Annotated in this window: 15 protein-coding genes; 4 read left to right on the forward strand and 11 right to left on the reverse strand. The window is 68.0% G+C overall.

Annotated features, from left to right (window positions below; translation table 11 throughout):
* Positions 1-83: 83 nt before the first annotated feature.
* On the reverse strand, positions 84-932 hold the full coding sequence (locus ASE95_RS13365; RefSeq protein WP_056637733.1) for an arylamine N-acetyltransferase family protein: 849 nt from the start codon (positions 930-932) through the stop codon (positions 84-86).
* Positions 933-1,027: 95 nt separating this feature from the next.
* Here ASE95_RS13365 and ASE95_RS13370 point away from each other — a divergent pair, with 95 nt between their 5' ends.
* Positions 1,028-2,155 carry a zinc-binding dehydrogenase gene (locus ASE95_RS13370; RefSeq protein ID WP_056637736.1) on the forward strand — a complete coding sequence of 376 codons (1,128 nt, stop codon included), beginning with the start codon at positions 1,028-1,030 and terminating at the stop codon, positions 2,153-2,155.
* 148 nt (positions 2,156-2,303) lie between these two features.
* Here the strand turns inward: ASE95_RS13370 and ASE95_RS13375 are convergent, their stop codons facing one another.
* The 9 genes from ASE95_RS13375 to ASE95_RS13415 are packed head-to-tail and all read right to left on the reverse strand — an operon-like array spanning position 2,304 to position 9,328.
* A complete protein-coding gene (locus ASE95_RS13375) occupies positions 2,304-3,470 on the reverse strand; it encodes an NAD(P)/FAD-dependent oxidoreductase (protein WP_056637137.1) in 1,167 nt (388 codons plus the stop codon).
* A gap of 38 nt (positions 3,471-3,508) precedes the next feature.
* The gene (locus ASE95_RS13380; RefSeq protein WP_056637140.1) at positions 3,509-4,828 is read right to left on the reverse strand and encodes a cystathionine gamma-synthase family protein; all 1,320 of its coding nucleotides are present in this window, start codon (positions 4,826-4,828) and stop codon (positions 3,509-3,511) included.
* Positions 4,829-4,839: 11 nt separating this feature from the next.
* On the reverse strand, positions 4,840-5,247 hold the full coding sequence (locus ASE95_RS13385; RefSeq protein WP_056637143.1) for a hypothetical protein: 408 nt from the start codon (positions 5,245-5,247) through the stop codon (positions 4,840-4,842).
* A 50-nt stretch (positions 5,248-5,297) separates the two neighbouring features.
* Entirely contained in the window at positions 5,298-6,020 is a 723-nt protein-coding gene (gene gloB / locus ASE95_RS13390; protein ID WP_056637145.1) for a hydroxyacylglutathione hydrolase, read from the reverse strand.
* Between the two features lies 1 nt (position 6,021).
* The gene (locus ASE95_RS13395; RefSeq protein ID WP_056637738.1) at positions 6,022-6,456 is read right to left on the reverse strand and encodes a VOC family protein; all 435 of its coding nucleotides are present in this window, start codon (positions 6,454-6,456) and stop codon (positions 6,022-6,024) included.
* 17 nt (positions 6,457-6,473) lie between these two features.
* Positions 6,474-7,199, reverse strand: a complete 726-nt coding sequence (locus ASE95_RS13400) for an alpha/beta fold hydrolase (RefSeq protein ID WP_056637148.1) — start codon at positions 7,197-7,199, stop codon at positions 6,474-6,476.
* 41 nt (positions 7,200-7,240) lie between these two features.
* Entirely contained in the window at positions 7,241-7,441 is a 201-nt protein-coding gene (locus ASE95_RS13405; protein WP_056637742.1) for a helix-turn-helix transcriptional regulator, read from the reverse strand.
* Positions 7,438-7,854: a hypothetical protein gene (locus ASE95_RS13410; protein WP_235528326.1), complete on the reverse strand. Its 417-nt coding sequence runs from the start codon at positions 7,852-7,854 to the stop codon at positions 7,438-7,440. Before ASE95_RS13410 ends, ASE95_RS13405 begins: the two co-directional genes overlap by 4 nt.
* A gap of 55 nt (positions 7,855-7,909) precedes the next feature.
* Positions 7,910-9,328: a glutamate ligase domain-containing protein gene (locus tag ASE95_RS13415; RefSeq protein ID WP_056637151.1), complete on the reverse strand. Its 1,419-nt coding sequence runs from the start codon at positions 9,326-9,328 to the stop codon at positions 7,910-7,912.
* A gap of 52 nt (positions 9,329-9,380) precedes the next feature.
* On the opposite strand from ASE95_RS13415, the gene ASE95_RS13420 reads away from it, so the two are divergent.
* Positions 9,381-10,196 (forward strand): LD-carboxypeptidase, encoded by an 816-nt coding sequence (locus ASE95_RS13420; RefSeq protein WP_056637155.1) that lies wholly within the window; start codon positions 9,381-9,383, stop codon positions 10,194-10,196.
* Positions 10,197-10,548: 352 nt separating this feature from the next.
* On the opposite strand, the gene ASE95_RS13425 is transcribed toward ASE95_RS13420, so the two are convergent.
* Positions 10,549-11,172, reverse strand: a complete 624-nt coding sequence (locus ASE95_RS13425) for a retropepsin-like aspartic protease family protein (RefSeq protein ID WP_056637158.1) — start codon at positions 11,170-11,172, stop codon at positions 10,549-10,551.
* A 279-nt stretch (positions 11,173-11,451) separates the two neighbouring features.
* Here ASE95_RS13425 and thrS point away from each other — a divergent pair, with 279 nt between their 5' ends.
* Together thrS and ASE95_RS13435 are read left to right on the forward strand one after the other, a co-directional pair.
* A complete protein-coding gene (thrS, locus tag ASE95_RS13430; RefSeq protein ID WP_056637748.1) occupies positions 11,452-13,452 on the forward strand; it encodes a threonine--tRNA ligase in 2,001 nt (666 codons plus the stop codon).
* Positions 13,453-13,536: 84 nt separating this feature from the next.
* Positions 13,537-13,905 carry a hypothetical protein gene (locus tag ASE95_RS13435; protein ID WP_056637161.1) on the forward strand — a complete coding sequence of 123 codons (369 nt, stop codon included), beginning with the start codon at positions 13,537-13,539 and terminating at the stop codon, positions 13,903-13,905.
* The last annotated feature ends 62 nt before the right edge of the window (positions 13,906-13,967 follow it).

The following is a 13,967-nucleotide window of genomic DNA, read 5'->3' on the forward strand; positions in this document are numbered from 1 at the left end:
GACAACATCGCCGCAGCCGCCCAAGAAAGATCAGTGGCTTGATAGCTGAATTCGGACGCGTGAATATCGAAGCTGAAGCGTTCCTACGGCCGCGTCGCCCCGTCGAACAATCCAAGTGCCTCGACCTCCGCCGCGCTCAGGTCGACGCCGAACATCATGCTCAACCGCATCCGGTACACGCGCGGATCGGTAATCTCGGCCTCGGCGATCGTCTCTGCGGCGCGACGGCGATAATTGCGGTCGGTCAGCGTCGCGAAGCCGCGCGGCAGGATGATGCTGGCCACCGTAACGTTCGTGAACCGGCTGGAGGGCGCGGTCATCGACCAGTGATTGCCCATCGCCAGGTCGCTGTCATGCACCTCGACGAGGGTGAAGGAATATTGCGGTTGCCAACCCGCGCCGGCACCACGACCATCAGTGGTCGCGGCATCGCCATCGCGCAGCAGCAGCCAGCCGCCCTCACCCGCCCGCTCATCGTCCTGCGTCAGGCGAAAGCGCGCGCCGTCGGGCGCCTCGCCCTCCGCCCCCTCCGCAAGCGGCATGACCGGCGCGTAGCTGCCGCCGAACCCCGCGTCGGCGATCCATTGCTGGCCGTCGATCATCACCAGCGACAGCGTATGCGTGAGCGGCGGCACCTCGGCGGCACTCAGCCACACCCGCGCCAGCAAGGGCCGCGCGGTGAAGCCAAAGGCCGCCAACGCATCGAGCAGCAACCGATTCTGCTCGAAACAATAACCTCCGCGCCGGGCGGTCACCAGCTTGGCCGCCACTGCCGCGCTGTCGATCGCGATACGCCTGCCAAGCCGCACGTCGAGATTCTCGAACGGGATCGCCAGCCGGTGCGCGTGCTGGATCCGTGCGAGGCCGGCGGCGTCGCGGGTGGGACGCGCAGGCAGGTCTATACGGGCGGAATAGGCGTCGAGGTCGAACATCGAATCCCGGTAGCGCGGATCGAAGCAGTTGAGAACGGATTTGACCCTGCATGCCGCCGGTTTCATGCCTGCGGTCAGGATTGCAGGAGACGATGATGAGCGACGTCACGGGGCTGGAACTACGGTCCATGGTCGATGCCGAAGGCAAGCTGACGCTGAGCCTGGAGGAAGTGACGCACGGCGCGCCCGCCGATGACGAAGTGGTCGTGCGGATCGAGGCGGCCCCCATCAATCCCTCGGACCTCGGGCTGCTGCTCGGGCCCGCCGATGTCACCACGCTGGAGGAAGTCGGCACGTCCGAGCGCCCGGCGCTGCGTTTCCAGGTGCAGGCCGCGCGGATCGGCGGGGTGCGTGCGCGGATCGGGCAGTCGCTCCCGGTCGGTAACGAGGGTGCGGGTACAGTGCTCGCCGCCGGCACGCAGGGACAGGACCTGATCGGGCGAAAGGTGGGGATGATCGGTGGCGCGATGTTCGCGCAATATCGGACGATCAAGCTGCGCGACGTCGTGCCGCTGCCGGAGGGAGCCACGGCGGCGGACGGGGCGGCGATGTTCGTCAACCCGCTGACCGCGCTCGCGTTCGTCGAGACCACTCGAATGGAGGGGCACAAGGCGATCGTTCATACCGCGGCCGCGTCGAACCTGGGGCAGATGCTCCAGCGCATCTGCCTTGCCGACGGTATCCCGCTGGTCAACATCGTGCGCAGCCCCGAACAGGCGGCGATCCTGCGCGGGATCGGCGCGACGCACGTGCTGAACAGCAAGGACGATGATTTCCGCACCCGGCTGGCGGACGCCTGCGCGGAAGTCGGTGCGACGATCGCCTTCGACGCGATCGGCGGCGGATCGCTGGGCAGCGACATCCTGCAGGCGATGGAGCAGGCCGCGAACCGGACCGCGGCGGAATACAGCCGCTACGGCTCGAACACCTTCAAGCAATTGTATGTGTACGGCGCGCTGGATACCGGGCCGACGACGCTGAACCGGCTGGCGTTCGGGTTCCAGTGGAGCGTGGAGGGGTTCCTGCTGTTCCCGTGGCTGCAAAAGGCCGGAGCGGAGGTTGCCGGGCGGATGCGGCGGCGCATCGCCGACGAACTGACCACCACCTTCGCCAGCAACTACACCGCGACGATCGGCCTGCACGAGGCGCTGAGCCCCGACGTACTGCGCGCCTATGAGCGCAAGGCGACCGGCGAAAAGTATCTGATCGATCCGACGCGGTAGCGGCGAGCTGCCGGGCGGCGTGTCGACGTGCCGCCCGGAGTCGCTAAACGGGCGGGTTCAGCTCTCGAAGCCGCAACCAAGCCTCGCGCGTCGGAAAGCTACCCTGTCAGCAAGCTGCTCGGAAGTCACAACCTTCCGCCCACGGGCGCTAGACCGCCTGTCCGGCGGCCCAGCCGCTGGCCCATGCCCATTGGAAGTTGTAGCCGCCCAGCCAGCCGGTGACATCGACCGCCTCACCGATCGCGTACAATCCCGGCACGTCACGGGCCTCCATCGTCCGCGACGACAGCGCGGCGGTGGCGATGCCGCCGACGGTGACCTCCGCCTTGGCATAGCCTTCGGTGCCATTCGGGTGGAAATGCCAATCCGACAGCTGCCGTTCCGCCTCCGCCAGGGCGCGATCGGTCGCGGTGCCGAGTTCGCCGACGCCGACCCGCTCGGCCAACGCCTCCGCCAGACGTCCGGGCAGATCGAGCGCCTGCGCCAGCGTCGCGCGCGGCCGGGCGCGCTTGGCGGCGGCCAGCCACCCCGGCGCGGCACCGGGCCGGAAATCGATCGCGAGCGGCTCGCCATGTCGCCAATAGCTCGACGCCTGCAGGATGGCGGGGCCGGACAGTCCGCGATGTGTGAACAGCGCCGCCTCCGCGAACGCGGTCTTGCCCGCACGCGCCACCACCGGGGTCGCGACGCCGGAGAGCGCCCGGAACAGCGTCTCCTCGCCCGACAGCGTCAACGGCACCAGCGCCGGGCGCGGCTCCACCACCTTCAACCCGAACCGCCGCGCGATGTCGTATGCGATGCCGGTCGCGCCCATCTTCGGGATCGAGGGACCACCCGTGGCGATCAGCAGCGCCGGCGCGGTATAGCCGCGGTCGCCATGGCGCACGGTGAAGCGCCCGTCGGCGTGGCCGATTTCTCCGCCGAGCGACTGGCCGAGCCGGATCGCCACCCCACCCAGTTCGCATTCGCCGAGCAGCATCGCGACGATCTCCCGCGCGGAGCGGTCGCAGAACAACTGGCCTAGCGTCTTTTCATGCCAGGCGATGCCATGCCGCTCGACCATCGCCACGAAATCATGCGCGGTGTAGCGACCGAGGGCGGACTTGGCGAAATGCGGATTGGCGGACAGGTAACGGTCAGGCGCGGTGTGCAGGTTGGTGAAGTTGCAGCGCCCACCACCCGAGATGAGGATCTTCTTGCCCGCAGCATCGGCATGGTCGAGCACGACGACATGGCGGCCACGCTGCCCCGCCACCGCCGCCGCCATCAATCCTGCCCCGCCCGCGCCCAGCACGATCGCGTCGAATGTTTCCATCGCGCGGCCGTGTCACAGGCGACGGGCGGTGTCGACCATCAGACCGCCGCCAGCGCCTGCTCCATGTCGGCGATCAGGTCATCCGCATCCTCCACGCCGATCGATATCCGCACGAGGTTGTCGGTGATGCCCAGCGCCTGCTTGCGCGCGTCCGCGACCGACAGGTGCGTCATGCCCGCGGGATGGCTGGCGAGCGTTTCGGTGCCGCCCAGGCTGACCGCCAGCTTGGCGATCTTCAGCGCATCGAGGAACCGGAACGCCTCCGGCTCGCCACCCTTCAGGTAGAGCGAAAAGGTGGAGCCGCCGCCGGTGCAGTGGCGGCGATAGATATCGGCCTGCCGCCCCTCGGCCTCGGCGAGAAAACCGAGATAGCCGACGCGCTCGACCTTCGGATGATCGCGCAGATAGCCGCATACCCGGGCGGCATTCTCGCCCGCGCGGCTCATCCGCAGTTCCAGCGTCTCCAGGCTGCGCATCAGCATCCAGGCGGTGTTCGGGTCGCAGATCGTGCCGATCGTGTTGCGCATGGCGCGGATCGTGTTGATGAGCGGCTTGGCACCCAGCACCGCGCCCGCGACCAGATCGGAATGCCCCCCGGCGTATTTGGTGAGGCTGTACACCACCGCGTCCGCGCCATGCTGCAACGGCTGCGACCACAGCGGCCCCAGGAAGGTGTTGTCGATCGCGATCGGCGGTACCTCGTCGGCATCGGCGAAGATCGCATCGCGGCTGGCGCGCACCGCCTCGACATCGACCAGCGCGTTGGTGGGGTTGGCGGGGCTTTCGAGATAGATCAGCGCGACACGACCCGCGGCGTTCGCCTGCGACAGCACCCCGTCGATCTCCTCACGTGTCGCACCGGCGGGGAAGTCGAGCCAGTTGATCCCGAACCGCCCCAGCACGCGGGCGATCAGCGTCTCCGTGGCGGCATAGAGCGGACCGGAGTGGACGATCGTGTCGCCGGGCTTCACCAGCGACAGGAACAGCGTCGCGATCGCCGACATGCCGCTGGAGAAGGTCAGCGCATCTTCCGCCCCCTCCCAGATGCCGAGCCGGTCTTCAAGGATTTCCTGATTGGGGCCGTTGAAGCGCGAATAGACCAGCCCCTCCGCCCCGCCCGGCCGCTTGCCGGTCACCCCCTCGAAATGGCGCTTGCCCGCCGCGGCATTGGGAAAGACGAAGGTGGAGGTCAGGAACACCGGCGGCTTCAGCGCGCCTTCGGACAGCGCCGGATCGTAGCCATGACCCATCATCAGCGTGGCGGGCTTCAGCCTGCGCCCGCCGATCTCCTCGATCTGCGCCTTGGGGGAACGGCGTACGGCGACGCCGGTCAGGTCGTCTTCGGTCGGTTCGGTCATGGCTTCCTCACCTATTGGGAACGATAGGGTACGAACGCACCCATGGCGCAACTGCCGCTGGGGATGCGGGCGGGCAGATTGACGGTCTGCGCGATGTCGCCGCGGCATAGCCGGGTCTGGAACTGGCGAGTGACGATCGCGTCGCCGCGCGCCACCGCCTCGCACCCGCCTCCGGTTTCGGTGACGTAGACCAGCTTCTTGCTGACACGGTAGAGCAGCTTCCCGTCGTAGGCGGTCAGTTGCGGGCGGGTCAGCCTGGTGTCGATACAGTCCTGCGGCTTGCCCGGGGTCTTGCCGGCGAGCAGCTTCTCATAGGCCAGTTTGTTGCGGTCGGGCTTGGCCGGTTTCTGCACCGGAGCGGCCACGACAGCCACCGCGCCCAGTGCGGCGGCGGCGGTGAAGGTCATCAGATATCGCATCGGTCGACGCTCCTTCCTTCTCGCATATGGTAACGAATGAAATCAGTACGTCAGTAAATATCTTTCCGCGTCCGCAGGTCGGCAAAGCTGGCGATGTCCGCGGCGCGCAGGAACGGGTTGGTGGCACGCTCCACGCCGATCGATGTCGGCACCGTCGCCTCACCGGCGGCGCGGAGCCGGTCGACCTCCGCCATCCGCGCCACCAGCGCCGCGTCGCCGGGATCGACCGACAACGCGAACCGGCCGTTCGACTGCGTATATTCGTGGCCGCAATACACCCGCGTCGCATCGTCCAGCGCGGCATAGCGTTGCATGTTGGCGAACATCTCCGCCGCCGTCCCTTCGAACAGCCGCCCGCATCCCAGCGCGAACAACGTGTCGCCCGTGAAGACGATCTGGTCGTCGGCGAAGTGGAAGGCGACGTGGCCTGCGGTGTGGCCGGGAACATGCCACACCGCCGCGCGGCTTTCACCAAGCGCGACGACATCCCCCTCCGCCACGCCGTTGTCCAGCGCGCCGATCTTCGCGCGTTCCGCCTCCGGGCCGAGCACGTGCGCGCCGGTCGCCGCCTTGATCGCCGCCGCGCCGCCGACATGGTCGGGGTGCCAGTGCGTCAGCCAGATCGCGTCGATCGCCCAGCCCCGCGCCCGCGCCGCATCGAGCAGCGGCTGCGCCTCGCCGGGATCGATCACGGCGGTGTCGTCGCTCGCCGCGTCGTGGAGCAGCCATGCGTAATTGTCGCTGAGCACGGGGACGCGGACGACCTCCAGCATCCTACCAGCTCCCGGTGTTCGGCATCGACAGCCACGGCTCCGCTGGTTCGAGCGTGCCGTCCTGCAACAGTTCGATCGAGATGCCGTCAGGCGTCTTCACGAACGCCATGTGACCGTCGCGGGGCGGGCGATGGATCACGTAGCCGTGGTCGAGCAGCCGCTGGCACGTTTCGTAGATGTCCTCGACGCGATAGGCGAGATGGCCGAAGTTGCGGCCGCCGGTATATTCCTCCGCGTCCCAGTTATGGGTCAGCTCGACCTCGGCATTCGCGCGCTCGCCGGGCGCGTTCATGTCGTCGGGGGTCGCGAGGAAGATCAGCGTGAACCGCCCCTTCTCGTTCTCCATCCGCCGCACTTCCTTCAGGCCGAGCACCTCGAAAAAGGCGATCGTCGCGTCCGGATCGGTCACCCGGATCATCGTATGCAGGTATTTCACATTCACGCTCCCGCCCGTCAGGGCACCACATCCTCGACCGCGCGCACCAGCAGCGCGATGTCATCCTCGCGCGAGAGCCGGTGGTCGCCGTCCTTGACCAGCCATGTCTGAACGTGCGGGGAGCGGATCAGTTCGGCCAGCCGGCACGTCCGGTGCCACGGCACGTCGGAATCGACCTGCCCCTGCAGCAGCCGCACCGGACCGTCGAACGCGATCGCGCCGCCCATCAGCCGGTTCGCTTCGCCCGACTGCCAGAAGCGGCGGGTGTAGACGGTCGGCGCGGGACCGTAAGGGTTGGGTCGTTCGAGCCGGCCGTGCTGAAGCAGGTACATCTTCTCGTCCTGCGAAAAGCCCCAGTCGGTGAAGTCCGGCGCGGGGGCGATCCCGACCAGCGCGGCGACGCGATCCGGGCGGGCGAGCGCCGCGAGCAGCGCGATCCACCCGCCCATCGACGACCCGACCAGCACCACCGGCCCGTCGACGTGGTCGATCATCGCCAGCGCATCGTCACGCCAGTCGGCCAGCGACTGGTCCTCGAACTTGCCTTCCGACGCGCCGCAGCCGCCATAGTCGAAGCGCAGGAAGCCGCGCCCGTGCCCCTTGGCCCAGGCCTCCAGCGCAACCGCCTTGCCGCCGGTCATGTCGGAGGCATAGCCGGGCAGGAAGACGATCGTCGGGCCACGACCCGGCGTGTGATGATAGGCCAGGCGCGGCCGTGGCGGTTGCGATGTCACGATGCTCATGGCCGCGGACATAGGAGCGCGAACCGGGTGGGGAAAGCGGGTCAGCCGGCCGATGGGCTGACGAACACCTCCTCAATGCGCAGCCCGAACGTCTCGGCGATGCGAAAGGCGAGCGGCAACGACGGATCGTAGCGGCCGTTCTCGATCGCGATCACGCTCTGCCTGCTGACCTCCAGCCGGCCGGCAAGTTCCTGCTGGCTCCAGCCGCGCTCGGTGCGGAGCGCGCGAAGATGGTTGGTCATCGCGCCGCGCGGCACTCACGCAACATCATCACCGTATTCGCGCAGGTGATGAGGCCGAAGGCCGAGAACCAGATGGTCGCGGCGTAATAGCCCGCGATATGCCGAGCGAGGCCGAAACCTTCGAGAAAGCCCCAGCCGGTCGTGATCGACAGCGTCAGGCCGGTGGCGATCAGCGAGTGACGGATGAACTGCGCGCGAATATATTCGTCGCGCATCTCTACGATCAGGCGTCCGATCACCACGAAGACGCCGGCGATCGGCAACGCTGGCAACACGGCCGCGACATAGGCGAGGACGCCGGTTGGTGGCGCATGGCGGAACCAGAGGTTCACCCCGACCAGCGTGACGCCGTAGAGCGCCATCGTGATGCCAAGCCGCAGGCCGTAGCGCTTTATCTCCGGCTGAATTCGCACGTCCCGCTCCTCGCCTCGATGTGAAGCGAACTTTACAGGTCGCACGCGCTTTGTGTCAAGCGAACTTTACACCGAGCATCCGCACCATCTCCGCCGCGAGCAGTGACAGGGTATCGTCGCGCGCGCCCATGACGACGATGCGGTCGCCGCGGCGCGCCAGTGCCACGCAATGCGCCGCCGCCGCCGCCCGGTCCGGGATATGGAGCGCCTGCCCGCCGGCCAGCTGCACGTCACGCACCACGTCGGCACTGGTCACCTCTCGCGTCACGGTGCCGCCCTGATAGACCGGATCGCACAGCACCAGCAGATCGTCGCCTCGCACGCGCTGCGCGAACATCGCCGCCAGTTCGGTGCGCATGACCTTCAACGGGCCGTAGCCGTGCGGCTGGAACAGCGCGATCAAGCGGCCGGGGAAGGTATGGAGCGTGTCGAGCGTCGCGGCGATCTTGTCCGGATTGTGACCGAAATCGTCGATCACCGCGACATCGCCTGCGTGACCGACCAGGTCGAAGCGCCGACGCAGGCCGGTGAAACGCTCCACGCCCGATATCGCGTCGGCCAGCGACACGTCCGCCGCCAGCGCCGCACCGATCGCGGCAAGCGCGTTGGCGACGTTGTGGAGACCCGGCACCTGCAAGGCGACGGGCATGCGTTCGCCCCGCGCCACCAGCGTGAAGCGGATCGCGAACGGCGCGGCGACGATGTCGGCGGCGAACAGATCCGCACTGTCGTCGCGCAGCGAGAAACGCGTGACCCGCGTCGGTGGCAACGCCATCGCGAGGCGCGCCGCATCCATGTTGTCGGCATTGACCACCGCGACGCGCGCGTGGCCGATGAAGTCGCCGAACAGACGGTTCAGTTCGTCGAGCGTCTTGTGGTCGAGGCTGACGTTGTTCAGCACCGCCACGTACGGCCGGTACAGCGCGATCGACCCGTCGCTTTCGTCCACCTCGCTGACATAGGGTGTACCCTGCCCGACCAGTGCGCTGGCGAAGGGGCGGTCGGCGGTCGCGAAATCCTTCATGACCGCACCGTTCATCACCGTCGGGTCGCGTCCGGCGGCGTGGAGGATCGTCGCGATCATGCCCGTGACGGTCGATTTGCCGCTGGTCCCCGCCACCCCGATCGGCTGCGCCGCGGCATTGAACAGCGCGGCGTTCAGTTCGGCGCGCGACAGGCGACGGCAACCGAGCTTCGCGGCGGCCACCATGTCGGCCACCGTTTCCTCCACCGCGGCGGAGGCGACCACGATCTGGTCGGGCGACGCCACGCCGCTGCCGTCCTGCGCGAACAGGTCGACCCCCAACGCGCGCAGGCCATCGAACTTGGCCGGCACACGCCCCTGATCGAGGCCGCGGTCGCTGCCGGACACGGTCGCGCCGCGTCCACGAAGGATCATCGCCAGCGGCATCATTCCCGATCCGCCGATACCGACCAGAAAGAAGCGCTGGTCCGACACGTTGCCGTCATGCATGGCGGCGGGCTATCGGCGCTTTGCCGGCAAGTGGCAAGCGGGAGGCGGAGCAATGCGGATCGGAGTGCTGGCGGCAAGCAGCGTCGCCAACCCGGACGTGATCGCGCCCGTCTCGGCCTTCGCCGCGGTCGCCTATCCCGAGATTGATCTGGTGTTCCATCCGCAATGCCATGCGCATGACGGGCATTTCGCCGGATCGGACGCCGTGCGCGCGGCGGCGTTCCTGGAATATGCCAACGATCCCGCCTTCGACGCGATCTGGTTTCTGCGCGGTGGCTATGGCGCGAACCGCTTGCTGGGCACGATCATGCCGCAGCTGGGCGAGGCGGCGCGGCGCAAGACATACCTGGGTTATTCCGACGTCGGCTTCCTGCTGGGTGCGTTGTACGCGCGGCGGATCGGGCGGCCGGTGCACGGGCCGATGGCCAGCGACATCCGCCGCAGGGGCGGCGACGCCACGGTGGCGCGGGCGCTCGGCTGGCTGGCGCGCGGCGACCGCGGCACTTTGGAGCCGGGGCTGGACGGGCAGCCGGCAGCGGCGTTCAACCTGTCGATCCTCGCCGCGCTGGTCGGCACGCCGTACCTGCCCGACCTGGCCGATCACGTGCTGATCGTCGAGGAAGTGTCCGAGGCGATGTACGCGATCGACCGGATGCTGTTCACGCTGGGCAACGCCACCCAGTTGCGCAGCGTGGCGGGCGTGCGGCTGGGCGCGGTTAGCGCGGTGAAGGAGAATGAGCCCGCCTGGGGCGAGCCGCTGGACGCGATGATGACCCGGTGGTGCCGCGATCTGGGCGTGCCGTACCTCGGCCGCGCGGAAATCGGGCATACCCAGGCGAATCGCGTCGTGCCGTTCGGGGTGGCGTGACCGCCCGCCGCTGCGGAAGTTGACAAAGATCACACCACGTCGGGGCCGGAAGCATCTACGTCGTCCGTCCGGAATACGGCAGGCGTTGCGCGGCGGCGTGATCGGGACGGGCATCACCCCGGAGGTTGCACCGATCCGGCGATGTAGGACAGCCGGATAGGTCGGCCGGCGTGCGGCACGCGACGGACGGTGCGATCGTCGCCCCGGCGTACGTCCGGTCCGAAGGAAAAAGTCGCTGGCATCGTGAAGCATGCCAGCGCGTCGCGCGGAACGCTGGATCGCTTCGCTACGCTCCCAACGACGGGTGGATGGCGCGATCCGGCATGCGCAAAACGGCGGATGTCGGACCTGCCTAGGATTCCGCCGCATCCTGCGGATGGTTGGGCGTCAGGATCAGCGTCTTGCCTTCGACCCGCCAGCTTTTCAGTCGCGACAGGAAGTTCATGCCCAGCACGTCGATGTCGCCGAACGCCGGCGACACCACGACCGCCAGATCGCGCGCGACGACGTTGCCGAAACGCAGTTCTGCGATTTCGCCGGTATCGGCGCGGATCGTGCCGTTGGCGGTCTTGAGCAGGACCGGGAACACCGCCGGCTTCACTTCCACCCCCGCAGCCGAGGCGGTGGCCGGCGACAGCGCGGTGATCGTCGCCCCGCTGTCGACCAGCAGGCGACGCTCGACCCCGCCAAGGCTGGCGCGGACGTAGAAGTGACCGTCTCGGCTCATGCGGATCCGGGTTTCCGCGCCGGCCACCTTCTGATCGTCGAGGTTCAGCGCCGCCGCCGCGCGGCCGAGCCATGGATCGAAGCGACCGCGCTCGGCGATCGCCGCGTAGAGCAGCAGCCCTGCCCCGATCCACAACGCCACGCTGACCAGCGTACGCAATACCGGAATGCGCCGCGCCGCCACCGCCGCGAGGAACAGCGCGCCGAGCAGGATGTAGAATTGCGGGTTGGACACGACGTCGGCGGGCATGACGCCGATATAGGAAGCACAGGCGGTCGGGAGAATGGCTGGCGCGGATGCGACGTGCAGGTTATGCTGCGCCGATGATGACGCACACTACCACCATCACCCGGCCGGGTCCGGGGGCCGGCGCGCGCGTCCTCATCTGACGCGAGCCGCCGCCCGCCCCGAACGGGTGAGGCGCGGAGCGGCCGCTTCACCCGATAACTCGCCACGCCACTCTTTCCGTCGGAGTTCGGCATCGCTAGGCCGTCGCTTCGACTTTGCGCAGGAAGACCTTCGATGGAAATGCTCTCGATCACGCTGCCCGACGGTTCGGTCCGCGAGGTCGCATCCGGCACCACCCCCGCCGACATCGCCGCCGCGATCGGGCCAGGGCTTGCCAAGGCGGCGATCGCGGCGCGCGTCGATGGCGAGCTGCGCGATCTGACCCGCCCGCTGACGCAGGACGCGGCGCTGGCGCTGGTGACGCAGAAGGACGAGGCGGATGCGCTGGAACTCGCCCGGCACGATTTCGCGCACGTCATGGCGGAGGCGGTGCAGCACCTGTTCCCCGGCACGCAGATCACGTTCGGACCGGCGACGGACGACGGATTCTATTATGATTTCGCGCCGCCCGTTATCGACGGCAAGCCACGCCCGTTCACCGATGAGGATCTGCCCGCGATCGAGGCGGAGATGCGGCGCATCATCGCCAGGAACGAGCCGTTCACGCGCGAAATATGGTCGCGCGAACAGCTGATCGAGACGTGGCAGAAGCAAGGCGAGACGTTCAAGGCGGAATGGGCCGCCGAATTGCCCGACGGCGAGGAGCTGACGATCTATCGGCAGGGCGCGTGGCTGGACATGTGCCGCGGCCCGCACATGCCGACCACCGGGCGGCTCGATCCCAACGCCTTCAAGCTGACGCGCGTGTCGGGCGCCTATTGGCGCGGCGACCAGAAGAACGCGATGCTCAGCCGCATCTACGGCACCGGCTGGCTCAGCAAGAAGCAGCTCGACGCGCACCTCACGATGCTGGAGGAAGCCGCCAAGCGCGACCATCGCAAGATCGGCGCGGAGATGGACCTGTTCCACCTCCAGTCCGAGGCGCAAGGCTCGGTATTCTGGCACCCCAAGGGTTATATCCTGTGGCGGCAGATGGAGGCGTATATGCGTCGTCGTCTGGATGCGGCGGATTACGCCGAGGTGAAGACCCCCCAGCTGATGGATGCCCGCCAGTGGGAGCAATCGGGCCATTGGGGCAAGTATCGCGAGAACATGTTCGTGGTGCCCGACGAGATCCCGAACACCGAGGATGAGGGCGCGGTCGTCTCCGGCGATGCCGACATGATGGCGCTGAAGCCGATGAACTGCCCGGCGCACGTCCTGATCTTCAAGCAGGGGATCAAGAGCTACCGTGATCTACCGATCCGCATGGCCGAGTTCGGCTGCTGCCACCGCAACGAGCCGCACGGCGCGCTGCACGGCATCATGCGTGTGCGACAGTTCACGCAGGACGACGCGCATATCTTCGTGCGCGAGGATCAGCTGGTCGAGGAGGTCCGCAAGTTCTGCGAACTGCTGCACTCGGTCTATCAGGATCTGGGCTTCACCGATTATGCGGTGAAGCTGGCGCTGCGCCCGGACGCACGGTTCGGATCTGACGAGATGTGGGACCGGTCCGAACAGGAATTGCGTGACGCGGTGCAGGCGTCCGACCTGCCCGAACCGATCAAGGCCGGGTTCGAGGAACTGCCCGGCGAGGGTGCGTTCTATGCGCCCAAGCTGGAGTTCCACCTGACCGATGCGATCGGACGGACATGGCAGGTTGGCACCATCCAGTCCGACCGCGTGCTGCCCGACCGGCTAGATGCATCATACGTGGGGGAGGACGGCAACCGCCATCGTCCGGTCATGCTGCACCGCGCGATTTTGGGCACGTTCGAGCGGTTCATCGGCATCCTGATCGAACATCACGCCGGGCGCTTCCCGTTGTGGCTGTCGCCGGTGCAGGCGGTGGTGGCGACGATCGTCTCCGACGCCGACGATTACGCGCGCGAAGTCGCGGAGACGTTGCGCCGTGCCGGGTTGCGCGTGGAAACCGACCTGCGCAACGAGAAGATCAATTACAAGGTACGCGAGCATTCGGTGGCCAAGGTGCCGAACCTGCTGGTGGTCGGCAAGCGCGAGGCCGAGGAAGGCAAGGTCGCGCTGCGCCGGCTGGGCAGCCAGGCGCAGACGTTCCTGACGCTGGACGAGGCGGTGGCGATGCTGACGCAGGAGGCGCTGGCACCGGACCTGCGCTGACGCGGGCCGGGTGGACGGGGGGCGTCTGTCGCGATACGATCGGGATGCGGCGGGTAGCGCCGGTCGATCGCTGAAGGAACCCGGATGCGGATCATCGTGCCCGCCCTCGCCATCATGCTCGGCGTCGTGCCCGACGTCGTCGCGCAACGCGCCGGGCTACCCGCCCCCACCCGGCGACCGTCGCCGTCCTGGTCGCCCCGCCCGATCGCCGTCGATGTCGTGCGGGGCACCAGCGATGTGGATCGTCGTATCCACCGCGAACGCGACTCGGGGCGACTATCGCATCGCGATGCGCGGCGCGCCCGTGCCGAGAACGACGTGAACGACACACTGACCGCGCGCTACGCCGGTGACGGCCGGTTGTCCGACGACGAACGTGCGGAACTGGCGAACCGCAATGCCGCGATGCGCAGCCTGCTGGATGCCCCCGCCCCGCGTCCGCCGCGCCGCTGACCGGTCAGCCCGCCGAGTGCGGTCGGGGAAAGCGATTGTCTTGCCCTCGCGTGCGGTTGCCC

This window comes from Sphingomonas sp. Leaf231 (assembly GCF_001421995.1).
Classification (GTDB): domain Bacteria; phylum Pseudomonadota; class Alphaproteobacteria; order Sphingomonadales; family Sphingomonadaceae; genus Sphingomonas.